20 protein-coding genes and 1 pseudogene are annotated in these 23,782 nt (G+C 66.2%); 4 read left to right on the forward strand and 17 right to left on the reverse strand.

The genetic code is table 11. From position 1 onward, the window contains the following. Positions 1–11 precede the first annotated feature (11 nt). Positions 12–2,903 (reverse strand): bifunctional diguanylate cyclase/phosphodiesterase, encoded by a 2,892-nt coding sequence (locus tag FA89_RS08350; RefSeq protein ID WP_036140001.1) that lies wholly within the window; start codon positions 2,901–2,903, stop codon positions 12–14. Between the two features lie 265 nt (positions 2,904–3,168). Between FA89_RS08350 and FA89_RS08355 the strand changes: the two genes are divergently transcribed. Beyond that, positions 3,169–4,128: a hypothetical protein gene (locus FA89_RS08355; protein WP_036140004.1), complete on the forward strand. Its 960-nt coding sequence runs from the start codon at positions 3,169–3,171 to the stop codon at positions 4,126–4,128. A gap of 785 nt (positions 4,129–4,913) precedes the next feature. Then, a protein-coding gene (locus FA89_RS08365; protein WP_185754182.1) for an IS3 family transposase occupies positions 4,914–6,052 on the forward strand; the annotation gives its coding sequence in 2 pieces (ribosomal slippage) (positions 4,914–5,160 and positions 5,160–6,052; 1,140 coding nt in all). Positions 6,053–6,366: 314 nt separating this feature from the next. On the opposite strand, the gene FA89_RS08370 is transcribed toward FA89_RS08365, so the two are convergent. The 5 genes from FA89_RS08370 to FA89_RS08390 form a co-directional block, all read right to left on the reverse strand. Continuing rightward, positions 6,367–7,275, reverse strand: a complete 909-nt coding sequence (locus FA89_RS08370) for a DUF4097 family beta strand repeat-containing protein (protein ID WP_036140006.1) — start codon at positions 7,273–7,275, stop codon at positions 6,367–6,369. 23 nt (positions 7,276–7,298) lie between these two features. Continuing rightward, entirely contained in the window at positions 7,299–7,724 is a 426-nt protein-coding gene (locus tag FA89_RS08375) for a hypothetical protein (protein WP_036140008.1), read from the reverse strand. Then, positions 7,721–8,278, reverse strand: a complete 558-nt coding sequence (locus FA89_RS08380; RefSeq protein ID WP_036143937.1) for an RNA polymerase sigma factor — start codon at positions 8,276–8,278, stop codon at positions 7,721–7,723. Before FA89_RS08380 ends, FA89_RS08375 begins: the two co-directional genes overlap by 4 nt. 75 nt (positions 8,279–8,353) lie before the next feature. After that, complete coding sequence (locus tag FA89_RS08385; protein WP_240003870.1) at positions 8,354–10,138, reverse strand: phosphoenolpyruvate carboxykinase (GTP); 1,785 nt, start codon at positions 10,136–10,138, stop codon at positions 8,354–8,356. Positions 10,139–10,246: 108 nt separating this feature from the next. Further along, on the reverse strand, positions 10,247–10,837 hold the full coding sequence (locus FA89_RS08390; protein WP_036140014.1) for a TetR/AcrR family transcriptional regulator: 591 nt from the start codon (positions 10,835–10,837) through the stop codon (positions 10,247–10,249). 140 nt (positions 10,838–10,977) lie between these two features. Here FA89_RS08390 and FA89_RS08395 point away from each other — a divergent pair, with 140 nt between their 5' ends. Together FA89_RS08395 and FA89_RS08400 are read left to right on the forward strand one after the other, a co-directional pair. Beyond that, entirely contained in the window at positions 10,978–11,850 is an 873-nt protein-coding gene (locus FA89_RS08395; protein ID WP_036140016.1) for an alpha/beta fold hydrolase, read from the forward strand. 60 nt (positions 11,851–11,910) lie between these two features. Next, positions 11,911–14,382, forward strand: a complete 2,472-nt coding sequence (locus tag FA89_RS08400; RefSeq protein ID WP_036140018.1) for an acyl-CoA dehydrogenase — start codon at positions 11,911–11,913, stop codon at positions 14,380–14,382. A gap of 404 nt (positions 14,383–14,786) precedes the next feature. Here the strand turns inward: FA89_RS08400 and ptsP are convergent. From ptsP to FA89_RS08455, 11 genes and pseudogenes are all read right to left on the reverse strand, one after another. Then, positions 14,787–16,542 (reverse strand): annotated as a pseudogene (gene ptsP, locus FA89_RS08405) (phosphoenolpyruvate--protein phosphotransferase). A 35-nt stretch (positions 16,543–16,577) separates the two neighbouring features. Next, complete coding sequence (locus FA89_RS08410; RefSeq protein ID WP_036140020.1) at positions 16,578–16,847, reverse strand: HPr family phosphocarrier protein; 270 nt, start codon at positions 16,845–16,847, stop codon at positions 16,578–16,580. Next, entirely contained in the window at positions 16,840–17,232 is a 393-nt protein-coding gene (locus FA89_RS08415) for a PTS fructose IIA component family protein (RefSeq protein WP_036140022.1), read from the reverse strand. The genes FA89_RS08410 and FA89_RS08415 overlap by 8 nt, the downstream gene beginning before the upstream one ends. A gap of 39 nt (positions 17,233–17,271) precedes the next feature. Further along, positions 17,272–18,168 (reverse strand): RNase adapter RapZ, encoded by an 897-nt coding sequence (rapZ, locus tag FA89_RS08420; protein WP_036143939.1) that lies wholly within the window; start codon positions 18,166–18,168, stop codon positions 17,272–17,274. A gap of 5 nt (positions 18,169–18,173) precedes the next feature. Further along, a complete protein-coding gene (hprK, locus tag FA89_RS08425) occupies positions 18,174–19,076 on the reverse strand; it encodes an HPr(Ser) kinase/phosphatase (RefSeq protein ID WP_051939046.1) in 903 nt (300 codons plus the stop codon). A gap of 169 nt (positions 19,077–19,245) precedes the next feature. After that, entirely contained in the window at positions 19,246–19,599 is a 354-nt protein-coding gene (hpf, locus tag FA89_RS08430; protein WP_036140025.1) for a ribosome hibernation-promoting factor, HPF/YfiA family, read from the reverse strand. A 122-nt stretch (positions 19,600–19,721) separates the two neighbouring features. Next, positions 19,722–21,212 carry an RNA polymerase factor sigma-54 gene (locus FA89_RS08435; RefSeq protein ID WP_036140026.1) on the reverse strand — a complete coding sequence of 497 codons (1,491 nt, stop codon included), beginning with the start codon at positions 21,210–21,212 and terminating at the stop codon, positions 19,722–19,724. A gap of 111 nt (positions 21,213–21,323) precedes the next feature. Further along, positions 21,324–22,043, reverse strand: coding sequence for an LPS export ABC transporter ATP-binding protein (gene lptB, locus FA89_RS08440; protein ID WP_036140027.1), 720 nt, complete (start codon positions 22,041–22,043; stop codon positions 21,324–21,326). Positions 22,044–22,047: 4 nt separating this feature from the next. Next, positions 22,048–22,629: a lipopolysaccharide transport periplasmic protein LptA gene (lptA, locus tag FA89_RS08445; RefSeq protein ID WP_036140028.1), complete on the reverse strand. Its 582-nt coding sequence runs from the start codon at positions 22,627–22,629 to the stop codon at positions 22,048–22,050. Then, a complete protein-coding gene (lptC, locus tag FA89_RS08450) occupies positions 22,592–23,191 on the reverse strand; it encodes an LPS export ABC transporter periplasmic protein LptC (protein WP_051938635.1) in 600 nt (199 codons plus the stop codon). The genes lptA and lptC overlap by 38 nt, the downstream gene beginning before the upstream one ends. Next, the gene (locus tag FA89_RS08455; RefSeq protein ID WP_036140029.1) at positions 23,188–23,736 is read right to left on the reverse strand and encodes a KdsC family phosphatase; all 549 of its coding nucleotides are present in this window, start codon (positions 23,734–23,736) and stop codon (positions 23,188–23,190) included. Before FA89_RS08455 ends, lptC begins: the two co-directional genes overlap by 4 nt. Positions 23,737–23,782 lie beyond the last annotated feature (46 nt).

Here is a 23,782-nt window from a genome sequence, read left to right on the forward strand (position 1 = left end):
GCCGCTGGCTATCAGGCATCCAACGACAGCGGCGCCGCCAGCCACTTGCTTGCCGGCTGCGGCTGCGCGAACAGGAAACCCTGACCGAAGCGACAGCCGATGCGCTGCAATACGCGCATCTGCGACTCGGTCTCGATGCCTTCGGCGATCACCTGCATCCGCAGCGAATCCGCCAGCGCCTGGATGGCGCGCACCACGGCGGTGCTGTGAGCCTGGTCGTCTTCCGCGGGCAGCTCGATCACGAACGAGCGATCGATCTTCAGGGTTTCGATCGGGTACTGGTGCAAGTAGCTCAACGATGAATAGCCCGTGCCGAAATCGTCCAGCGCGATACCCACGCCGTGCCCTTGCAGGTTCTCCAGTATCCGTTTCACCTGGGCCGGATTTTCCAGCAGGGCGCGCTCGGTCACTTCCACGCGGATGCATCGTGCGGGTACGCCATGCTGGGCGAACAGGTCGAGCAGGCGCTGGTCGAGGTCGGGCGAACGAAAGTGGCTTCCCGAGACGTTGATGCTGATGAAGCCCTCGTCGCGCGTGAGCGCGCGGGCCTGCCGTGCGACCTGCTCGAAGATCTGCCAGTCGATCGCCTCGGAACAACCGGTATCTTCGGCTACCGCCAGGAACTCGCCGGGCGGAAGCAGGCCGCGCTCCGGATGGCGCCAGCGCAGCAGGGCTTCGTAGCCCACCACACGCAGGTTTTCCAGCTCGACGATCGGCTGGAAGAACGGCACGAACTCGTTACGGGCGATCGCCCGGCGCAGGTCGCCTTCCAGTTCGAGCAGCGACAACGCCTCACGCCGTAGCCGATCGTCGAAGATGGCCGCGCGATGGCGTCCCTCGTCCTTCGCGCGGTACATCGCCGAATCGGCGTCGCGCAGCAGTTCTTCCGGCCGCGTGTACTCGGGCGTGGGCAGCGCGATGCCGATGGATGCGGAGGTGAAGATCTCCTTCGCCCCCAGTCGGAACGGCGTCTGTAACTGCGCGATGATCCGCTCGGCGATCTGCGTGGCGGCCTGTGGATCGGTGATGCCCTCGACCAGCACGGCGAATTCGTCGCCACCCAGGCGCGCCACCACGTCGCGTGTTTTCAGGCAGGCGCGTACCCGCCCGCCCACTTGGAAGAGCAGGTCGTCGCCGACGAGGTGACCCACCGAGTCGTTGATGACCTTGAAGCGGTCCAGGTCGATGAACAGAACCGCGAACAGCTCGCCCGGGTTTTCCCGGTAATGGTTGAGGGCCTGTTCCAGGCGTTGCAGCAACAGCGTGCGGTTGGGCAAGCCGGTGAGCGAATCGTGCAGGGTTTCGTACTTGAGGCGGCGCTCGACGCGCTCGCGCTCGGCGATCTGCTCGCGCAGGTCGCGGTTGGCCAGGGCGAGCGCACGCGTACGCTCGGTTACACGGCGTTCCAGGCTGGCATACGCCTGCTTGAGGGATTCGGTGGTGTATTTGCGCTGCAAGGCGTTGGCGATGTGGTAGCTGACGAAGGTCAGCAGTTCCTGGTCGCGTGCGCTGTACGTGTGCTCGGGCGAGTAGCTCTGCACCGCCAGCACGCCCATGGATTTCTCGTTCCAGATCAACGGCACGCCCAGCCAGTGCAGCGAGCGCGCGCCGCTGGTGGAGAGCACGTGGTCACGGTTGAGGCGGTCGATCTCGTCGCGGTCTGCCAGCAGGGCCTTGCCGTTGCGCAGCACGAATTCGGTCAGGCCGCGGCCCAGTTCGCGTGGCTCGCGCGAGCCGTCCAGTTCGTCCACGGAGTAAGGGAAGGTCAGCTTGTTCTGGTCTTCCGAGAGCAGCGCGATATAGAAGTTGCGCGCGTACAGCAGGCCGCCGATGACGCGATGCACGGCGGCGTAGAAATTTTCGATGCTGTCGGACGTGTTGGCCAGCTCGGCGATGCGGAACAGGGCGGCCTGCAGGCGCTCGCCGCGCTGGCGTTGCAACACCTGTTGACGCAGCACGCGGTTCGCCTCGCGCAAGGCGGCGGTACGCGTGGTGACGCGGCGTTCCAGTTCCTCGTGGGCCTGGCGACGCTCGAGTGCCGTCTGCACGTGCTGGGCGACATAGGTGAGCAGGTCGCGGTCGTTCTCCGTATAGCGCGTATCGTCCCGGTAGCTCTGCACGACCAGCGCCCCGACCACGTCGTCGCCGCGTTTCATCGGCACGCCCAGCCAGTCGTCGCTGGGCGGCCCGATGGCCACGCGCCGGCTGGGCAGGCTTTTTTCCAGTTCGTTGCTGGCGCCCATCATGGACCGGCCGCTCATCAGCACGTGCCAGGTCAGTGAGTTCTCGATCGCGTCGATCAGCTGGATGCCCTCGGGATCGGGGATGTCGTCGTCCAGCGTGTCCACGAAATACGGAAAGCGCACCGTACGGTTCTGCGCGTCGTACAGGACGATGAAGAAATTTTCGGCGTACATGAGGCTACTGACGATGCCGTGCAGCGCGCTCATCATGTCCTTCATGTTGTGCTCGGCGCCGGCCTGCTCGGCGATGGCGTAGAGCGCACGCTGCAGCCGCTCGGCAAGCGCCAGGCGCGAGATGGCTTCATAGAGGCTGGCGGTTTCGGCCAGTTGGCGCAGGCGTGCTGATGCCAGGCGGCCCATCCAGGCGATGAGGTCGGTCCAGGCAGGCGCATCGTCGTCGACGGCGAAGTCGAGGCTGCGCCCGGTCTGCGGATCGGCGCCCAGTGCGATCACGGTGCCGGCGCGGGTCGGGGCATCGTCGGTCTGGCGCCAGAATACCCGGGCGTCCGGCAACAGGCAGCGCGCGAAGGATTCGCACTCGTCGCGGATGCCTTCAGGGTCCGCCGCCCGCAGCAGCCGTTCGACGGCATCGTGCAACGGCTCGACCTCCCCGAAACCGGGGGGCAATGTTGTCGGGCTATGGGATGGAGCTATGGTCATCGCCTGACATGGATTCCGGTCATGGTTGAGGTGAGTCTATATGCGTTAAGGCAGCCGTGCGATGGCCTCGCCCTGTGCCGAATCCGTTGCGCCCCACGCGTCCGGTCCCCCACTCGTCATAAACGGCAGCTAAGCTTTTTCCTGAACCCCAGCCTTCTCGGGGTGTTAGTAAAAAGTAAAACGGGGTATAGTTCCAATCGTCTTCGTCGGGCTGATGACGGGGGCACGGGGAGGCAACCATCAGCCGCTGACCACCAGACCTTTCATGCGCCGATCCGTACTCACCTTGCTACTGCTGATGCCGCTCGCCGCGGCAGGGCAGACCGCGTCGGTGGGCTCGGATGCCACGGCCACGCGTCTGCTGTCACAGCAGCCGGATGCCTATGCCCGGACCAACGCGGGTTCGCTGCCGCTGTGGCGCGCCCCCGACGGCCGGATGCTGGCTCTCCAGGCCGATGACCGCGCCGATCCGTCCAAGCCGCTGGCGTTGCACGCCGTGGATGCGGGTCCGTTTCTTGCCAGCGGCCTGCAGTACGACCTCGGCCCGCGCCTCCAGGCGCATGCCAGCGTGAGTGGGCAGGGCTGGGCGAACACCGCCGCGTCCTGTGCCACCGCCGCGTCCAGCAGCCTCGACAGCCGCTGTTACACGCCTGGGGCACCGCCGCGCATCGTCGGCAGCGAAGTCGGCGCCACGTTCCGCGGCACGGGCTACAGCGTTGGCCTCGGCGTCGGTTCCAGCCGGCCCACGGGCGGCGGCGCCGCGCTGCCGCGTGTCCTGCCGGGTCTGGCGACGGCCTCGGGCCTGCCGGTCAATGCCTTGTCCTCCAGCACCGAACTCAACGCGCATGGCCGGGTCGACCTGGGCGCGCGCAGCGGCATCGACCTGGGCGCCAGTGTCGGTCGCATCCGGCTCCTGCCCGGTAACCTGCTGGGGATCGGTTCGGTCGACCAGAAGGCCCTGAGCTTCGGCGTCGACCGCGGCCCCATCTCCGGTGCGATCACCGGCCGCACCATGCAGCCGGAAGCCAACATCGTGAATGGCCTCAACCCGGACCGCCGCTGGAGCGCTGTCGACCTCGGCGTGACCTTCCGGCTGCCCTGGCGTGGCGAGCTGTCGGTCGGCGCACAGAACGTGTGGTCGTCCGGCAATGCCCCCACAGCGCCCGCCGGGCCCGAGCCCGACCAGTCCCGAACACCCTACGTCCAATACCACCAGGACCTCTGAAAAACCCGCCCCATGAGGCGGGTTTTTCGTTTACACATGGTTGGTTCGCGCATGGGTATGCGTTATCCGCGCAAAGGTGTGTAGGAGCGCACGATGTGCGCGAAAAGCCAACAAAGCGGTGAAGCGGCACCGATCGAACAAGAGCCGGCGGGTAGCCCCCTCGGGGCCACGCCTGCGGCGACCCGGATGAAAGGCCGCTGGCGCGGCCGTGTACCTGGTTCGCGCACATCGTGCGCTCCTACGCGCGGCCGTTTATTGATTGTCCTACGGGCCCGGGTCGGGCTTCGAACGGAGGTTTCCGATTCGACCTCCTGTCTCAGCGGAAACGGCCGGCCGTCCTGGCCGGCCCCCTTCGGGCTTTTTCCGTTCGAATCCCTCGCCTGCGGCTACCGGCCCCGAGGGGGCTACCCGTCGGCTCTTCCCAAGACTGAGGTGGGTTGTGACGCAAGCGGCGGCAGACGTGCAGGGTGTGGCGTCGCCGCTTTGTTGGCTTTTCGCCCACATCGTGGGCTCCTACCCCAGGGGTAGGGCAGGTCGTCGCATATCCAACGCGTGATCCGCCGTCTGGGGGGTAGGAGCGCACGCACGTGCGCGAACCCTCGACGTATCTAAGACGACCGATGCCATGCAAAGCAGGCTGACGGGCGTTCCCACCCACGAAGCGAAACCCCGCTCTTCGCTCTCCCCACACGCGACCTCAGTCGTCGAAAGAGCCGGCGGGTGGCTGAGGTGGTCTAATCTTTCTGGACAGTCCGATAGGATTCACAGGCAGAAGGAGGTGAGCTATGGGACGTAAAGAGATATCGCAATCGCAGCGAGACGACGCCGTGCATCTGGTGGTGGCCGAGGGGCATACGGTACGACAGGTATGCCAGCTGATGGATGTAGGCCCGACAGCGTTGAGGCGCTGGCTGGCGATACATGAAGAGGCTAAGTCGACCGGGGTTCATGCCCCCACGGCGGCGGATGATCGGCGGCGTATCGTCGAGCTTGAGTCGCAGGTACTTCAGCTAAAGGAGGAGCGCGAACTTTTAAAAAAATCCATCGCCTTCTTCGTTCGGGAGAGCGATCGCCCACGGCGGTGATCGACGAGCTGAAGGAGGCCTACCCGGTATCGCGGCTGTGCGAGGCGATGGAATACCCCCGTAGCAGCTATTACGCCAAGCGGGCAGAAGAGGTACAGCCGGCGGTTGCCGATCCGGCGCTAGTAGCGAGGGTCAAGCAGATTCATCGCCAGAGCCGAGGCAGTTACGGCACCCGTCGCATGGCGGCTGAGTTGGGTCGCCAAGGCATGCCGACAGGGCGATATCGGGCGCGCACGTTGATGAGGCAGGCCGGTCTATGGGCCGAGCGGGTGCGTCGGCACGTGTACCGGACGGCGAGCAAGGCGGCTGTGCCGGCCCCCAACCGCCTCGAACGGCAATTCAACGTCGCCCGGCCCGACCAGGTTTGGGTCGGTGACATTACCTTTGTGCCTACCCGACAGGGTTGGCTCTATCTGGCCGTTGTCGTGGATCTTTATGCACGCCGGATCGTGGGCTGGGCCTTTTCAACCCGGCCGAATGCACAGCTGGCCGTTGCCGCCCTGGACATGGCAATCAGAGAGAGGAAACCGTCGGGGAATCTCATGTTCCACTCCGATCAAGGTGCGCAGTACAACAGTTTTGACTTTCTCGGACGCCTCAAGGCCCTGGGGATTACCCAAAGTATGAGCAGGCGCGGCAACTGTTGGGATAACGCGGTTGCCGAGCGCGTCTTCGCCACGTTGAAAACCGAATGGGCGACATCGACTTACAGCAACCGCGATGAAGCCCAAAGCGACATCACTGTTTTCTTGACGTCGTACTACAACTACCGGCGCCTACATGCGGCCAACGGGCAGGTGCCGCCAGCCATTTACGAGATGATGGCGGCCCGGAAATAACGCCTATCGGGTGTCCAGAAATACTTGACCACGACAGGCCCCCTCGGGGCCGGTAGCCGCAGGCGAGGGATTCGAACGGACAAGGCCCGAAGGGGGCCGGCCAGGACGGCCGGCCGTTTCCGCTGAGCCATGGATGGCGAATCGGAAACCTCCGTTCGAAGCCCGACCCGCCCCGTAGGGGAATATATAAACGGCCGCGCACGCGGCCCTTCCTTGACGGGTCGCCGCAGGCGTGGCCCCGAGGGTGGCACCCGCCGGCTCTTGCTCCAACACCTCAAGACGCCAACACCTCAAAACTCCAATGCCCCACCCCCTCAGCGCCCCTGCCCACGAATCCGCACATCACCGCTGAACGACTCCACGTGGATGGTGCCATTGCCGCTGCCGATCGTGGTTTTCAGTTCCTTGCCCGGGCCATCCTCACCCTTGGACGGCGTGCCGAAATCGCTGCGCAGGTCGCCACTGAACGTCGATGCTTCCAGCCGGGCGGAGGTGTCGCCCGGAAGCTGGATCTGCACGTCGCCGCTCATGGAATCGACGGTGAGCTTGCCGTCCCGGACCAGGCCGCCGGTAACTTGGGTATCGCCCGAGACGGTGCTGAAATTGGCCTCTTTCCAGGCGCCGCCGCCGACGGTCATCCGGCCGGAGACGGTCTGCGCCTCGACGCGGTCGGTGACCGAGGGGGCGGTGATATCGCCCGATACGGTCTGTAGATCGGCCTTGCCCGCTCGGCCGGCGAGGTCGATGGTGCCACTGACGGTCTGCATGGTGACTTCGGGAGAGCGCAGATTGGCGCGGACCCTTCCGCTCACGGAATCGACATCGATCTTGCCGCCATCCAGGCCGTCCATGCTCACCGGCGCGCTGACCACGTTGATGGACACCGACACCGAGCGCGGCACGCGGATGTTGAGCACGGTGGGCTGCATGCGGGTGTCGTTGCCCCAGCTGAGCCAGTTGCCCTTCTTTTCGTCGCCTTCGACATGGATATCGACCTCGCGATTGTCGCCGTCGATCTCCAGCGGGCGGGCGCCGTCGCCGAGGGTGCCGGACACCTGGATCTGGTTCTTGTCCCAGGCGGTGACGGTGACCTCGCCCTTGACGTTGTCGATGGTGACCTTGGCGTCGGGTCGAATGTCTTTCGACAGGTTGATCGGGGTCGAGGCTATGGCCTGACCGATCGAGAACGCCAGCAGCAGGGGAGTGAGATAGAGCGTTTTCATGGGGGTGTCCTGGCTGTACGTGTTTAGCCGGCTTGCTTTTCGAGATTGCGCAGGCGATCGCGCTGGCGTTCGGTACGCAGCAGCAGTCGCTGCAGCGCAGGGGATTCGGGGGAGTCCTGAATGGCTTGGGTCAGCTCCATGTGGGCAGCGTCGAGTTCGACCGCGGCGCCGGACAGGCGAGGATCGCTGGGCTTCCAGACCTGCCGGCTGGCCAGGCCATCGCCGCCTGCCGGCCCGACCAGGTGCAGGCCGAGGCCGCCACCCAGTACGGCGACGCCGGCGATGGCGGCGGCCATCAGCCAGGGCTGCGCGCGTCGGCGCCGGGGGGCGAGGGCGGCGCGCGCGGTCGACTCGTCCAGCCGCGCGTCGATGTCGGCCCAGAGGTCGCGATGCGGCGTGACCGGGCGGTTGAGCGAGCGCATCTGGCGCAGGTAATCGAGTTCGTTCATGGTGTGTCTCCCAGGACGCGGCGGAGCAGCCCGCGCGCACGGTGCAACTGAGCCTTGGAGGACCCCACCGCCATACCCAGCTCGATGGAGATCTCTTCGTGTTTCCAGCCTTCCACGTCGTGCAGTACCAACACGGCGCGTGCGCGCGGCGGAAGCGCGGCGATGGCTTTTTCGAGTTCGTCGCGCTCGACGGCGCGCACGGGATTGTCGGTGGACATGATGTCCGGCAGGTGGTCGTCGTCCATGATGCTGACCGGATCGGCGTTGCGGGCGCGTATGGACATCAGCGCCACATTGACGGCCAGCCGGTAGACCCAGGTGCCGAAGGCGCTTTCGAAGCGGAAGCCGTCCAGTTTCTGCCAGGCCCGGACGAACGCCTCCTGGGTGAGGTCTTCGGCACGGGCATGGTCGAACGCGGCCAGCCGCAGAACGGCGCCGTAGACGCGATCGGCGTGGCGGCGATACAGCGTCTCGAAGGCCTTGCGGTCGCCGGCGATCGCCGCTCGGACCACCGCGTCGTCGGTGGTCGCGACGACGGGCGGCTCAGACGGCATCAGGGCGGTGGCGGTGAGGCATAGGGCATTCATCTTGCCAGCTTGGATGCCGGCAAGGGCGAAACGGTTTAACGATCAGGCGACGTTGGTCGCCTTGCGCTCCAGCGCGGCATCGAGCGCGTCGCTGACGCGGGTGCGTTCGGCCTTCAGTCGCGACGGCATACGCTCGCCGAAGCCGTCCAGATAGAGTCCGATGGCGCGAAGTTCCTCGGTCCATCCCTCCACGTCCACATGGAGCAGGTCGTCCAGCGCGCCGGGCTTGAGCGACAAGCCATCGGTGTTGAGTTCCCCAGCGGCGGGTACGACCCCGATCGCCGTCTCGACGCCCTGGGCCTTGCCCGTGACGCGCTGGATCATCCAGTCCAGCACGCGCATGTTCTCGCCGTAGCCCGGCCACATGAAGCGGCCTTCGGCATCCTTGCGGAACCAGTTGACGTGGAAGATCCGCGGCAGCCTGGCACCGGGCTTGTCGAACGACAGCCAGTGGGCGAAGTAGTCGGCGAAGTTGTAGCCGCAGAAGGGCTTCATCGCCATGGAGTCGCGGCGGAGCACGCCCACGGCGCCCGTGGCGGCAGCCGTGGTTTCCGAGCCCATCGCGGCCCCCACCAGCACGCCGTGCACCCAGTCGCGGGCTTCGAATACCAGCGGCACCAGGGACGGACGGCGGCCACCGAAGACGATGGCCGAGATCGGCACGCCGGCGGCGTCCTCCGACTCCGGCGCCCAGCTGGGGCATTGCCTGGCGCTGACCGTGAAGCGGGAATTGGGATGGGCGGCCGGACCGTGGGCGGCGTCGAACGGGCGGCCCTGCCAGTCGGTGGCCGGCTCGCCTTCGCCGAGGCCTTCCCACCAGGGACGCTGGTCGGCGGTGAGGGCGACGTTGGTGAAGATCGCATCGTGGCCCAGGGTGGCCAGCGCGTTGGGGTTGGTTCCCGCGCCGGTGCCGGGCGCCACCCCGAAGTAACCCGCTTCGGGATTGATCGCCCAGAGGCGTCCATCGGAGCCGGGTGTCATCCAGCAGATATCGTCGCCGACGGTCCAGACCTTCCAGCCGGCCTGTCGGTAGCCGTCGGCGGGAATCAGCATGGCCAGGTTGGTCTTGCCGCAGGCCGACGGGAACGCCGCCGCGATGTAATGCTTTTCGCCTTGCGGGTTTTCCACGCCGACGATGAGCATGTGCTCGGCGAGCCAGCCCTCACGGCGTGCCTGGTGACTGGCGATACGCAGCGCATGGCATTTCTTGCCGAGCAGCGCGTTGCCGCCGTAGCCGGAACCGATCGACTTGATCGACAGTTCCTCGGGGAAATGCATGATGAAGCGGCGTTCCGGGTCCAGGTCGCCCGTGGAATGCAGGCCCTTCACGAAGCGGCCTTCGCGTTCGATGCGTGCCAGGGCGGGCGCACCCATGCGGGTCATGATGCGCATGTTGGCGACGACGTAGGGGCTGTCGGTGATTTCTACGCCGCAGCGCGAGAGCGGCGAGTCGATCGGGCCCATGCAATAGGGGATGACGTACATCGTGCGTCCACGCATCGCGCCTTCGAACAAAGCATCGATCTTGGCGTGCGCTTCCGCAGGCGCCATCCAGTGGTTGTTCGGGCCGGCATCGTCCTGCTCGGGGGTGCAGACGAAGGTGAGGTGTTCGACGCGCGCCACGTCCGACGGATGCGAGCGGTGCAGGTAGCTACGCGGGTTGCTCGCCTCGTTCAGCGGCAGCAGATCGCCGCTGTCGAGCATGGTGCGGACCAGTCCGGCGTACTCGGCATCGGAGCCGTCGCACCAGTGGATGGACGCGGGGCAGGTGAGGCGGGCGGCCTCGTCGACCCATCGATTCAGTGCTTCCAGGGAACTGCCGTCCAAACGCATCCGTCATGGTCTCCAGTAAAAGTCCATGGAGACAGTAGTTTGCGATGCGTGGTATTGGCAAGGCACGGCGCAGCAAAACCGCACCATGCCATTCATGCGCGATCAGTCGTTGACGTGCGCCGGCGTCAGCGTGGCGATCATGTGCTCGACATAGGCATCGAATTCCTCATGACTGAGGCGGGGCAGGCCGAGCGTGAAGTTGAGCTGCAGGAAGCCGACATAAGCCGCGTAGGTGAGGCGCGAGCGATGCAGGGCGACTACCGGGTCCAGCCCGGCCTCACTGTAGAGCCGGGTCAGGAACTCCATCCGGCGCTGGGAGACGCGCGACATGACCGGGACCACCTGTGGATGATCCAATGCCTTCAACAGGGCCGCATAGACGCGATGCGGCTGCATCTCGTGAGCCACCCGCCGGAACAGCTCGGGAAAGCGCTTGAGCGGGTCGGGAATGCGCTCGATCTCCGCGAGCACCTCGCGTTCGCCGTATTCCTCCCAGCGCTCCAGGGCCGCCTGCAGCAGCGCCTCGCGCGTGCGGAAGTGCCAGTAGAAGCTGCCCTTGGTGACGCCGAGCCGGCGCGCAAGGGCTTCCACCGCGAGGGCGCCCACGCCCTGTTCGGCGATAAGGGCCAGCGCGCCGTCTTCCCAGTCTTCGGCAGAGAGGCGGACTCGTTCGTTCTTGGCACCGTCGTTCATCGCCGCATGGTAGCGGAGCCGCCGCGGTTTGCAATCCGGGGGCTTTAGGATGTGTTGCATAAGACCTTGACTTGGAAGCCATTGCATGACCGTACGCGGGCGTATTGACGCACCCGCCCGACGCCCACATACTCTACCGTATGGTTGCCGATGTCCTTTCTGCCTGCCCGACCCCGACACGCCTCGTCTCCATGGACGGGGTGGCGCTGGCGATCGAGCGCAGGATAGGGCACCGCTCGCCGAGCCTGCTGTTCGCCCACGGCTTCGGCCAGACGCGCCATGCCTGGACCGGCGCCGCGGTGGCCCTGGCGGAGCAAGGCTTCGGCAGCACCACGTTCGATGCCCGGGGTCACGGCGAGAGCGACCGCCTGCCTCGCGGCGAATACCACATGCAGCAGTTCGTGGACGACCTGCTGGTCGTGGCGGCCTCCGCTTCGCCGGACGGTCGGCCTCCGGTTCTGGTGGGCGCGTCGATGGGCGGCCTGCTGGGCCTCGCCGCGGCGGGCGGATCGTCCGGGGCTGCGCCGTTCTCGGCGCTCGTGCTCGTCGATATCACTCCGCGGTGGGAAACCGCGGGGGTGGAACGTATCCTCGGCTTCATGCGCGCCCACCCCCACGGCTTCGCCAGTTACGACGAGGCGGCCTCGGCCATCGAGGCGTACCTGCCCCAGCGTCGTGAGCGCAAGACGGCGACGCAGCTGGCGCCGCTGCTGCGCCGGGGCGAAGACGGCCGGCTGCGCTGGCACTGGGACCCGGCACTGCTCGACGGCATGGTGGCCGAGAGCGAACGCTACCAGCCGCAGTTGTTCGAAGCGGCGGCGCGGGTCAGTGTGCCGGTGCTGCTGTTGTCGGGTGCCCGCAGCGATGTCGTCTCCTGCCAGACGGTGGAGGAATTTCTCCGGCTGGTGCCGCACGCGCGACATGTCAGCCTTCCCGGGGCAACCCATATGGTGGCGGGGGATGCCAACGATGCGTTCACGCGCGAGATCGCCCTGTTCCTGCGTACCCTCTGAAACGCTCCACGCCGTACCCGATACCCTTTTCCGTAGTTCGACTGTAACGAGGTGATTCCGATGTCTGCGATCCTGGTTGTGCTGGCGGCGCTCATCGCCTCCGGTGCCTGTGCTTACCACCGCACGTCCCTGAAGACGTGGGCCATCGCCACGGGCGTGACCATCCTCGTGGTCGGCGTGCTTGCCGGCGCGCCGGTGACCACCGTGGTCCTGCTCATCCTGCTGGCCCTCGTCGCCGCGCCGCTGATGATGGTGGACTTCCGTCGCAAGAAGATCAGTGCGCCGCTGCTGTCCCTCTTCGCCAAGGTCACCCCGAAACTGTCGGACACCGAACAGACCGCGCTCGAGGCAGGCACCGTCGGTTTCGAGGGCCAGTTGTTCTCGGGCAAGCCGGCGTGGTCCGAACTGCTGCGCCAGCCGCGCCCTGAACTGTCGGTCGAGGAACAGGCCTTCCTCGATGGCCCGGTCGAGGAACTGTGCAGCATGATCGACGACTGGCAGATCACCCACGAGCTGGCCGACCTGCCGCCGAACGTCTGGGAGTTCATCAAGAAGAACAAGTTCTTCGGCATGATCATTCCCAAGAGCTACGGTGGCCTTGGCTTCTCGGCGCTGGCCCATTCGGCGGTGCTGCAGAAGCTGTCCAGCATGTCGCAGACGGTGGCGTCCACCGTCGCCGTGCCCAACTCGCTTGGGCCTGGCGAACTGCTGATGCATTACGGCAGCGACGAGCAGAAGAACCATTACCTGCCGCGCCTGGCCGATGGCCGTGAAATTCCCTGCTTTGCGCTGACGGGTCCCTACGCGGGTTCCGATGCCACCTCCATCCCCGACTTCGGCATCGTCACCAAGGGCGTGTGGAACGGCGAAGAGACGGTCGGCATCCGCCTCACCTTCGACAAGCGTTACATCACGCTGGCGCCGGTGGCGACCATCGTCGGCCTGGCCTTTCGTATGTACGACCCGGACAAGCTGCTGGGCGACAAGGAAGACCTTGGCATCACGCTGGCGCTGCTGCCGCGCGAAACCCCGGGGCTGGAGATCGGCCGCCGCCATTTTCCGTTGAACACGCCGTTCCAGAACGGCCCGGTGCACGGCAAGGACATGTTCGTGCCGTTGTCGGTGCTGATCGGTGGCCCGCACATGGCCGGCCAGGGCTGGCGCATGCTGGTCGAGTGCCTGTCGGTGGGCCGCGCCATCTCGCTGCCGTCGAACGCCACGGGTGCGTCGCGCATGGCGGTATCGGCCACGGGCTCGTATGCGCGCATGCGCAAGCAGTTCGGCCTGGCCATCGGCCGGTTCGAGGGCGTGGAGGAAGCACTGGCCCGGATCGGTGGGCTCACCTATGCCATGCAGGCGCTGTCGCGTGCCACGGCCGCTGCCGTGGACCGCGGTGAAAAGCCCGCCGTCCCGTCGGCCATCGCCAAGTACCACGCCACGGAATGGTGCCGCCAGATCGCCTCCGACGCGATGGACGTGCACGGTGGCAAGGGCGTCATCCTCGGCCCGAAGAACTACATGGGTCGCGGCTGGCAGTCGGTGCCCATCGCCATCACGGTGGAAGGCGCGAACATCATGACGCGCAGCCTGATGATCTTCGGTCAGGGTGCCATCCGCTGCCATCCTTACGTGCTGAAGGAAATGCAGGCGCTGGGCATCGCCGACTACCGCGAGCGCCTGAAGACCTTCGACAAGGCACTGTTCGGTCATATCGGCTTCGGCATCTCCAATGCGGTGCGCAGCTTCGTGCTGGGCATCACGGCCGCGAAGATCGGTGACACCGCCGGTGACGCCTACACGCGCCGCTACTACCGCAAGCTCAACCGCTACTCGGCGGCGCTGGCGCTGTGTGCGGACGTCGCCATGGGCGTGCTTGGCGGCAAGCTGAAATTCAAGGAGAAGCTGTCGGCTCGTCTGGGTGACGTGCTGTCGTACCTGTACATCGCCAGTGCGATGCTCAAGCGCTACGAGGACACAGGTCGGCCGGAATCCGACCGTCCGCTGCTGGCCTGGGCGTTCCACCAGTGCGTGTGGAACATGCAGATGGCGCTGGACGGCGTGATCCGCAACTTCCCCGTGCGCCCGGTGGCCTGGCTGCTGCGGGCCCTCGTCTTCCCGTTCGGTCGGCGCGAAGTGCCGCCGTCGGATCGCCTGGGTCGTCGCGTCGCCGCGCTGATCACCGCTCCCAGCGAAGCCCGCGACCGCCTTACCACCTGGAGCTACACGACGCCTACGGCAAACAACACCGTGGGTCGCATGAACGCGCTGCTGCCCGATGTCATCGCCGCCGAGCCGGTGGAGCGCAAGTTCGTCAAGGCGCTCAAGGGTGGCCAGCTGAAGGCACACACGTACAACGAGCAACTGGCCGAGGCGGAGAAGATGGGCGCCATCAATGCTGCCGAGCGCGAACTGCTGCAGCGTGTGCGTGATGGCGTGGCGGAGTTCATCGCGGTGGACGATTTCGACACCGAGGAACTGCGCGCCAATGTGATTCGCAATGCGGAACAGATGAAGGCGGTGCGCGCGGCGTAACGTCCGCTAACGATCGTTGCTGTCATGAAAAGGGGTCACGAGACATCGTGGCCCCTTTTTTTTGTGCGTCATGCACACCATCGCAACACGGACACACATCAAGGCCTCGCGGCCGGCACCCCATCACGACATGGGATGCACCACGGCATGGTGCCGTGTGTAGGAGCGGACGATGTCCGCGAACCCTCAACCCAATCGATACCGAAGGAAGCCATGCACCCCCATCGTGCAGGCGTTTTCAGCACAAAACGAAGCGAATGACCGGACGTCGAAACGCTCGCCCGTGCAAACGGTCCTCCCTCATTCGCGATAGGTAGGTTGAGGGTTCGCCGACATCGTCGGCTCCTACAGTGTGCCGGGCTTGGGGTCAGACACGGTCGGAGGTGATGCCGGGTGTGGCGTCGTCAGTCTGACGGGCAGGCGTCCTGCAATGCCTCGACTTCGAGCAACCTCGCCTCGACCTCATCGCGTGTGTGCGCGCGGAACAACTGCGGCGCGGCGCGACGCAGGGCGCGGCAGTCCAGCTGCGTGAGCCGGTCGCGCACCTGGAGCAGCTGGCCGGGATGCATGCTGAATTCTTCCAGGCCCATGGCCAGGAGCAGGGCGGTGAAGCGGGTGTCGCCGGCGATCTCGCCGCACAGGCTGACGGGCTTCTTAGCCCTACGCGCGCTGGCGATGACGTGCGCGATCAGGCGCAGGAAGGCCGGTTGCAGGGGATCGTAAATACCTTCCAGGGCATCGTTGTTGCGATCCGCCGCCAGCACGTACTGGGCTAGGTCGTTGGTGCCGATGGCCAGGAAGTCTGCTTTCTCGAGGATGGAGGTGACGCCGATGGCGGCGGCCGGTACCTCGATCATGGCGCCCAGGTCGATCCGTTCGGGCAACTCGTGACCGGCGCGGGCCAGGTCCTCTCGGGCCTTCTTGACCAGCCGGCGCACCTCGGTCATCTCGCCCAGGTGCGTGATCATCGGTACGAGGATACGCACGGGGCCGTAGCAGGCCGCGCGCAGGATGGCGCGCAGCTGCACGCTGAAAATGTCGGGATAGCGCAGCGACAGGCGCACGCCACGCACGCCCAGGGCCGGGTTGTCCTCGCCTCGGATGGCCAGGCCAGCGGAATCCGCCTTGTCGGCGCCCAGGTCCAGCGTGCGGATGGTGACGGGCAAGCCGCCCATGCCGAGTACCACGTCGCGGTAGGCGACGAACTGTTCCTCCTCGGAGGGCAGGCCACGCTGGCGCAGGAACAGGAATTCGGAACGGTACAGGCCGACGCCATCGGCGCCGCGGGAACGGGCGAGGGTGACGTCGCTAGTCAGCTCCGCGTTGGCATTAGAGCCGCACGTGGGCGCCATCGCGCGTATGTGTCGGCGCGGTGGCCAGCGCGGCCAGGCGCCGGCCTTCCGCGGCGGCCTGGCGCTGCCATTGCCGATAGCGGGCGAGATCCTGCGCGGTGGGGTGAACGATGACCTCGCCGTGCTCGGCGTCGATCAGCACGAGGTCGTCGTCGTTGATCGTCGCCAGCGCGTCCTTGGTCCCGACCACCATGGGCAGGTTGAAGCTGCGCGCCAGGATGGCGCTGTGCGAATAGATGCTGCCGGCGCTGGCGATGACGCCGAGCATGCCTTGGCCCGCCATGCTCGCCATGTCTGCCGGTGCGACGGTGTCGCTGACGATGATTTCGCCGACGCGCGCGGCCAGCTTACGCTCCTCCCGGCTGGACTGTTGGAGCAGCGCGGACATCACGCGTCCGATGACCTGGTCGATATCTTCGCCGCGGCTCTTCAGGTAGGGGTCGTTCATCGCGTCGAACACGGCCGCGAGGCGATCGCGCTGCATCTTGAGCGCGGCGCTGGCGGTGTAGTGGCCGACGGATACCAGTTCGTCCAGGCCGCGCAGCAGCTCCTGGTCGTCCAGCAGAAGGCTGTGGGCGTCGATGAAGTCGCCCACCTCGCGGGCGAGCGCGCCGTGCAGTTTGCCGCGCAGCTCGCGCAGTTCCGTACGCGCGCTGTCGATCGCCTTGTGCAGGCGATCGATTTCCGGGGCGACTTCGGTGTCCTCGAGCATTCGCGTGTCGACGGCGTAGATGCTCGGCTGGACCAGGCGCGCACGACCCAGGGCCATGCCCCGGGCGGCTTGCGTACCGGTCAGCAGGTACCTCATGGGGGGCTGACGCTGCGCGCGTGATGGGTCATGGATCAGGCGCCTTCGTCGAACTTGCGCTCGAACAGGTCGACCACGGCGGCCAGCGCGGCCTCCGCGTCGTCGCCTTCGGCGCGCACGGTGAGCGAGGTGCCCATGCCGGCGGCCAGCATCATCACGCCCATGATGCTCTGCGCATTCACTTCACGGCCCTTGCTGATGAGCCAGACCGTGGACTTGAACCCAGCCACCAGTTGCACGAGCTTGGCAGAGGCGCGCGCGTGCAGGCCCAGCCGATTGGATACCACGATGTCCCGTTCAAGCATGGTCGATGAAGATCCCGCCGCGACCGCCACTGGCCGCTATTTCGGCCAGTTCGGTCAGCGATTTTTCCGAATAGTTGAGTACGCGCAGCAGCATGGGCAGGTTGAGCCCCGACACGCAGCGGAGGTGGACGCCCAGTTCGCTCAGCGACAAGCCGATATTGCATGGCGTGGCGCCGTAGAGGTCGGCAAGCACGAGTACACCGTCGCCGTGGTCCAGGTCGCGGGCGTGCTTGGCGGTGAGCGTGCGCATGACGTCCGGATCGGAACTGGGCGGGACTTCGACCGCGTCGACGTCCATGGGCAGCTTGGGCATGACGTGGCGGGCAGCCGAGATCAGAGCCTTGCCGACGGCTTCGTGGGTCATGAGGAGCACACCGACGCTCATGGCCCGGGTACTCGCACTGGCTTGGGCTGGGTCATGGGGTCACTCGAGCTCGCGATGGAAGGTAAGTACGTTGCCGCGTTCCGAGCGGAAATGCTGTGCCAGCTTCTCGACCATGTAGACCGACCGGTGTCGTCCGCCGGTGCAGCCGATCGACACCGTGACGTAGCTGCGGTCCTCGCCCTCGAAGCGCGGCAGCCAGGTGTCGAGCCAACGGGCGACGTCGGCATAGTACTCGCCCACGAGTGGATTGGCGTCGAGGAATTCGCGCACCGGCAGGTCGCGGCCGGAAAACGGCCGCAGGCGAGGATCCCAGTGGGGGTTGGGCAGGCAGCGGGCGTCGAAGACGAAATCGGCATCCGACGGCAGCCCGCGGCGGTAGGCGAAGGACTCGAACAGAAGGGTGGTGCCGTCCGAGGCGGCCGCGTAGCCGGTGGCGAACAGGCGGCGCAGCTGGTGGACGTTGAGGTCGCTGGAATCGATGACCTTTTCGGCGATGGACACGAGCGGGCGCAACAGGCGCCGTTCTTCCGCGATGGAGTCGGCCAGCGAGCGTTTTTCCGCCGCCAGCGGGTGGCGGCGGCGTGTTTCCGAATAACGCTTGATGAGGACGTCGTCGCGGCTGTCCAGGAAGATGAGGTGGACGTGTACCCCGGCCGTGGACAGCTCGGAAAGCACATGGGGCATGCGCGAGAGATCGATGCGGCGATTGCGCACGTCCACTCCGACCGCGATGCGCCGCCGGGGACCGTGCTCGCCCTGGCTGACGGCGGCGACCAACTGGGGGATCAGCTCCGCCGGCATGTTGTCGACGCAGTAGAACTCGAGGTCTTCCAGCGCGCGCAGGGCGACGGTTTTGCCGCCCCCGGACATGCCCGTGAGCACCACGAGGTGGATGCCTTCGGGCTCGACGATGGGGCTCATGACGTCCTCGTTCATGTCGGTCACCATGGCGGTAGCCGGCGCATCTGGTGCGCCTGGCGGTCGATGAAGGTCTGTGCCGGATCGATGCCCTTGCTCTTGAGCACGTGGTTGCGCACGGCGGCCTCGACCAGCACGGCGAGGTTGCGACCGGGCGCGACCGGGATGGTGATCTTGGGGACGTCCACGTCCAGCACGTTGCGCCGGCTGACATCGCCGGTGAGGCGAGTCATGCCGTCGATGTCCTCGCCGGAGGTGAGCGGCTTGAGGTGGACGACCAGGCGCAGGTATTTGGAGGGCTTGACCGCCGTGTGGCCGAACATCTCGCGGATGTTGAGCACGCCCAGGCCGCGGACCTCGAGCAGGTCCTGCAGGAGTTCGGGGCAGGCGCCGTCGATCACGTCCGGAGCGATCAGCGTGAACTCGGTGGCGTCGTCCGCCACCAGCCGGTGGCCGCGGCTGATCAACTCGAGGGCGAGCTCGCTCTTGCCCGAGCCGGGCTCACCGGTGATGAGCACGCCGATGGAGAAGACCTCGAGGAAGACGCCGTGAAGGGTGACGCGGGGCGCCAGCGTGCGGGCCAGGTGGTACTGAAGGTAGGTGAGCAGCTCATGGCCGCGTTTGGTGCTCTGCCAGAGCGGGGTGTCGGTTTCTTCCGCGACCTCGCGAAGGTCGGGGGGGATCGACTGGTCTTTCGTCACGATCAGCGCGGCCGGCTGATAGGCGGCGATCTTGTGGATCACTTCCCAGCGCTGGCGCGACTCCAGCCCGTCGAGGAAATTGAGCTCCTCGGTGCCGATGATCTGGATCTTGTTGGGATAGATGACGTTGAGGTAGCCGACCAGAGAGGGCCGGCGGCTCTGCTTGGCGTTGGGCTCGAGCACGCGCGACTCACCGCGCATGCCCGCGGCCCAGCGCAGTGCCATGCGGTCGTAAACGCCGTCGAAGAGTTGTCTGGCGGTGAGCCGGTCCACGCGTGAGATCCCTTTGGATGGCAAGACCGGCGAGAAAAAACGCCGGCCAGGGGGCTATTGTGCCATCAATCGCGCGGTGGCTTGCCCGGCGGCGCCTGAGGGCTGCCGCCGGGCGGTGGAGTCAGCTGGTGCTGGCGACGCGCGCGTCGCGGCCCTCGCTGTTATGGTGATCCTTCAGTTTTTCCTTGTGCTTGCGCAGCTGGTCGGCCAGTTTGCCGATCATGGCGTCGATGGCCGAGTAAAGGGTGTCACCCTTGTTGTCGTCTTCGAGGCGGGCAATCCCTTCGGCATGCAGGCGAGTACCAGCGCAGTGCAGGGTGCCACCGGCCTTGTGTTCGTTCTTGTCGACGGAAAGAACCACGTCGAGGGCTTTGATGTTGTCGAAAAGGCGTTCGAAGCGGCTGACTTGCTGCTCCACGCGCTCGCGCAGGGCGGGGGTGATATGGACGTGCTGGCCGCTGATCTGGATTTGCATGACGCCTCCTTCTTGCTGAGGGTGTCGCCGTGGGGCGACAGGATCGGAACGACGGGGGTGCCGTTCCTCAAGCCTGAACTCCTGGGACCGTGACGCGCCGATGGGGTTCCCCCCGATGTTTCTCAACTTGCGCGTACGCGTTCACTGGAGCTGGGAATGCGCATCGCTTCCCGGTACTTGGCCACCGTACGGCGAGCGACCTGAATGCCGCGTCGATGGAGTTCTTCGGCCAGCGCCTGGTCGGACAGCGGGCGCCGGGCGTCTTCGGCCGTGATCAGCTTGCGCAGCATGGCCTGGATGGCCGTGGCCGAGGCGCTGCCGCCGTCTTCGGTAGAGACGCCGCTGGAAAAGAAGTGTTTCAGCTCGAAGGTGCCGCGCGGGGTGTGCATGTATTTGCGCGTGGTGACCCGGGAGATGGTCGATTCGTGCATGCCCACCTCTTCGGCCACCTCGCGCAGCACCAGCGGATGCATGGCTTCCGGGCCGTAATCGAGGAAGGCGCTCTGCCGGCGGACGATGACCTCGGCGACCTTGGTCAGGGTTTCCGCACGGGATTGCAGGCTTTTCAGCAGCCAGCGGGCCTCCTGCAACTGTCCCTTCATCCAGGTGGCATCGTCGCCGCGTGCTCGGGCGATCAGGTTGCAATAGTGCTGGTTGAGGCCCAGCCGCGGCTGGGAGTCGGGGTTGAGGCTGACGTGCCAGCGACCACCCTCGCGCCGTGCATACACGTCGGGCGCGACGTATTCCACGGGCGTGGCATCCAGGGCCGCGCCGGGGCGCGGATCGAGGCTGCGGATCAGTGCGGCCGCTGCGGCCACGTCGGCCTCGGCGGCCTTCAGCTTGCGGGCGATCCGGACGCTGTCGTTGCGGGCCAGCAGTTCCAGTTCCTCGTTGACGATGCGGATCGCCAGGTCGCGATACGGTGTTTCCGCCGCGAACTGGGATAACTGGCAGAGCAGGCAGTCGCGCAGGTCGAGGCTGGCGATACCGGTGGGATCGAAGCGCTGCACCCGCTGGCGCACGGCTTCGATCTCGCCGACGCCCGGTCGCAGCTCGGCGGGCAGGGCGGCTTCCACCGCCTCCACGCCATCACGCAGGTAGCCGTCCTCGTCCAGCGCGTGGATGATCGCCGTGGCGATCGCGTGGTCGCGGGGCGAGAACTGGGACAGGTTGAGCTGCCACTCCAGGTGTTGCTGCAGGCTCTGTGGCGCGGCGTTCTGCGGTTCGAAGCCGTCCTCGTCACCCCCGCCGCTGGCTCGCGAGGAGGCGCTGCCACCGTAGTCGCTCGCCTCGCCGTGGAAGCGGTCGTCCTCCCATTCCGGCGCGAGTTCTTCGGATGGGGTGGCAGTGGACTCGTCGTCCTTGGCGGACTTGGGGGTTTCCTGGCGGGACGGGTAATCGTTATCGAAGTCCGGCCCGTCCGTGGACTCGCCGTCCGGATCGGCTTCCGCCTCGGCATCCTCGGCGAACTCGAGCAGCGGGTTGCCCTCGGCGATCTGGCGGAGCTCCGCTTCGAGCTCCAGCTGCGACAACTGCAGCAGGCGGATGGCCTGCTGCAGTTGGGGCGTCAGCGTGAGCTGCTGGTTGAGGCGAAACTGGAGTCCGGGTTTCATGCCTGCGATGCGTTAGGGGTTCAATGGCATCCTAACCCCATGCGACGTGCACAACCAGCATCCGCGCAGGCCGGACGTTCCGGCCGAATTCGCGTCACGCCCAGGCGTGGATCAGATCCGGAATTCACGTCCCAGGTACACCTCACGGACCTTCTCGTCGGCGAGGATGTGCTGCGGCGTGCCGCGGGCGAGCACCTCGCCGTCGTTGAGAATGTAGGCGCGGTCGCAGATGCCTAAGGTCTCGCGGACATTGTGGTCGGTGATGAGCACGCCGATGCCGCGTTCCTTCAGGTGACGGACGATGCGCTGGATCTCGCCCACGGAGATGGGATCGACGCCCGCGAACGGTTCATCCAGCAGCATGTAGCGCGGCCGTGCGGCCAGGGCGCGGGCGATCTCGACACGTCGACGCTCGCCACCGGACAGGCTGATGCCTTTCTGGTCGGCGATGTGGGCGATCTTCAGTTCGTCGAGCAGGCTGTCCAGTTCGTCGTCGCGCTGCTTCTGGGTCATGCCCTCGCGCAGTTCCAGCACCGCCATGATGTTGTCCGACACGCTGAGCCGGCGGAACACCGAGGCTTCCTGGGGCAGGTAGCCGATGCCCAGCTTGGCGCGCGCGTGCATCGGCAGACCGGTGATGTCCTTCTCGTCGAGCTTGATCACGCCGGCATCGGCCTGGATGAGACCGACCACCATGTAGAAGCAGGTGGTCTTGCCGGCACCGTTGGGACCGAGCAGGCCGACGACCTCGCCTTCGCTGATGGAAAAAGCGAAGTCGCGAACCACCTTGCGGGCGCGGAAACGCTTTTGCAGGCCTTGGGCTGAAAGCATCGGGTCAGGGCTTCTTCGGGGTGGGGGCGGGCGTGGCCGGCTTCGCGGGCGCGGCGCCCGGCGGCGGGTTCTTCGGCTGGAAGGTCATGTGCACGGGCGCGCCGCCGGAGCTTTCGCCGGTCATCGTGCTGTCCTTCGTGTTGTACGTGAGCTTGTCGCCTTCGGCGCTGCCCTTCACCGGCTGCTTGACCTTCGCGTTGCCCGTGAGCACGGCGTAGTCCTGGTCGACCTTGTAGTCGATGTTCAGGGCCTGGCCGTCCATCGGGTTGTCGTCGTCGTCCAGCTGGTGGATGGTGGCCGGCTTGCCGTCGACGATGATGCGCGTGATCGAGTTGTTGGCGTCGAGGAAACCCGTCGCTTTGTCGCCGGTGATTTTCAGCGTGCCCTGGGTGATCACCACGCTGCCCGTCCAGATGACCTTGCCGTTGGGCTGCTGCGAGCCGTCGAAGGATTTGGAATCGACGTTGGCCGGCTGCTGGCGGTCGGACTGCTTGGCGGCCACGGGCAGGCTGGCCACCAGCGCCAGTCCGAGCACCGCGAGGAGGGCCTTAGCGCTTGGCGGGCAGGTACGTGCTGTGGACTGCATCGAGGAGCTCCAGGTGCTTGGTATCGAGATTGGCGCGCATGCCAACGCCGTTCATTGTAGAGGTTCCCTGGACGATCCGGGCTGCCTCGGCCGTCTCCAGGCGGTTCTCCTTGGGCCACGCGGTGACCTCGGAGGTGTCGATGCTGGCCGGCGGCGTCTGCGCGAAGGCCACGCGGTCCATGTGGACCTTGCCCTGCAGTTTCAGCACGGTGCCATCCTTGTTGACCCAGCCGTACTGCGAATGGCCCTTCCACGGCGGCACGTCCACTTCCTTGGTGGACGGCAGCACGAAGTCGGGCGCGTTGATATAGAGCGAATCGTCACCCTCGCGCCGTTCGAGGTGCGGGGCGATGAGGGTGAAGGCCAGCTTGCCCTGCTCGTTGTAGGAGTCCAGGTCGAAGTTGGTCAGCACGTAGCCAGAGCGCGGTGGGCCGACGAAATCCTGCAGTTTCTTCTGCGGTGCCACCCAGTAATACAGCAGCACGCTGGCGCCCAGCGCCACGACGAGGATGCCGGCGATGCCACCGGCGCTGCGATCCTTGAGCAGGTTGAGTGCGCTCACTGCCAGCGATCCCGTTCGGCTTCGGCCTTGCCCTGGGCGGCAAGGATCATGTCGGCGACTTCGCGGGCGGCGCCGTAACCACCGGACAGGCGGGTACGCCAGTGGGCGCGCTCCGCCACCCAGGGATGGGCATTGGCCACGGCGACCGACAGCCCGGCGATACCCATGGCCGGCAGGTCGGGGAGGTCGTCGCCGACGAAGGCGGCCTGCTCCGGCGTCAGGCGCAGGGCGCTGAGCAGCTCGTTGAGGCAGGCGCGCTTGTCCTTCTGGCCCTGGTAGACGTGCGGGATGCCCAGTTCCTCGGCGCGCAGGGAGACCGGATGGCTGATCCGCGCGGTGATGATCGCGACCTTGACGCCGTTTTCCTGCAGGCGCTTCAGACCGAGGCCGTCATGCACGTGGAAAACCTTGGTCTCGCGACCGTCCTCGCCGTACCAGAGGCGACCGTCGGTCAGCGTGCCATCCACGTCGAAGACGACGATGCGCACGCGGGCCGCACGTTCGGCGATATCGGCGGGAATGTCGGTGTAATGCGTATAGGCCATGGGATCGATATGGGGACGAAAGGGCGCGTCGGGGAGCCGCGCCGGG

Source organism: Luteibacter sp. 9135 (genome assembly GCF_000745005.1).
Classification (GTDB): domain Bacteria; phylum Pseudomonadota; class Gammaproteobacteria; order Xanthomonadales; family Rhodanobacteraceae; genus Luteibacter.

Coding starts and splice junctions, on each gene's coding strand:
- FA89_RS08350 (WP_036140001.1), bottom strand. CDS start 2,903: ATGACCATAGCTCCATCCCATAGCCCGACAACATTGCCCCCCGGTTTC.
- FA89_RS08355 (WP_036140004.1), top strand. CDS start 3,169: ATGCGCCGATCCGTACTCACCTTGCTACTGCTGATGCCGCTCGCCGCG.
- FA89_RS08370 (WP_036140006.1), bottom strand. CDS start 7,275: ATGAAAACGCTCTATCTCACTCCCCTGCTGCTGGCGTTCTCGATCGGT.
- FA89_RS08375 (WP_036140008.1), bottom strand. CDS start 7,724: ATGAACGAACTCGATTACCTGCGCCAGATGCGCTCGCTCAACCGCCCG.
- FA89_RS08380 (WP_036143937.1), bottom strand. CDS start 8,278: ATGCCGTCTGAGCCGCCCGTCGTCGCGACCACCGACGACGCGGTGGTC.
- FA89_RS08390 (WP_036140014.1), bottom strand. CDS start 10,837: ATGAACGACGGTGCCAAGAACGAACGAGTCCGCCTCTCTGCCGAAGAC.
- FA89_RS08395 (WP_036140016.1), top strand. CDS start 10,978: ATGGTTGCCGATGTCCTTTCTGCCTGCCCGACCCCGACACGCCTCGTC.
- FA89_RS08400 (WP_036140018.1), top strand. CDS start 11,911: ATGTCTGCGATCCTGGTTGTGCTGGCGGCGCTCATCGCCTCCGGTGCC.
- FA89_RS08410 (WP_036140020.1), bottom strand. CDS start 16,847: ATGCTTGAACGGGACATCGTGGTATCCAATCGGCTGGGCCTGCACGCG.
- FA89_RS08415 (WP_036140022.1), bottom strand. CDS start 17,232: ATGAGCGTCGGTGTGCTCCTCATGACCCACGAAGCCGTCGGCAAGGCT.
- rapZ (WP_036143939.1), bottom strand. CDS start 18,168: ATGAACGAGGACGTCATGAGCCCCATCGTCGAGCCCGAAGGCATCCAC.
- hprK (WP_051939046.1), bottom strand. CDS start 19,076: ATGGCACTGCGCTGGGCCGCGGGCATGCGCGGTGAGTCGCGCGTGCTC.
- hpf (WP_036140025.1), bottom strand. CDS start 19,599: ATGCAAATCCAGATCAGCGGCCAGCACGTCCATATCACCCCCGCCCTG.
- FA89_RS08435 (WP_036140026.1), bottom strand. CDS start 21,212: ATGAAACCCGGACTCCAGTTTCGCCTCAACCAGCAGCTCACGCTGACG.
- lptB (WP_036140027.1), bottom strand. CDS start 22,043: ATGCTTTCAGCCCAAGGCCTGCAAAAGCGTTTCCGCGCCCGCAAGGTG.
- lptA (WP_036140028.1), bottom strand. CDS start 22,629: ATGCAGTCCACAGCACGTACCTGCCCGCCAAGCGCTAAGGCCCTCCTC.
- FA89_RS08455 (WP_036140029.1), bottom strand. CDS start 23,736: ATGGCCTATACGCATTACACCGACATTCCCGCCGATATCGCCGAACGT.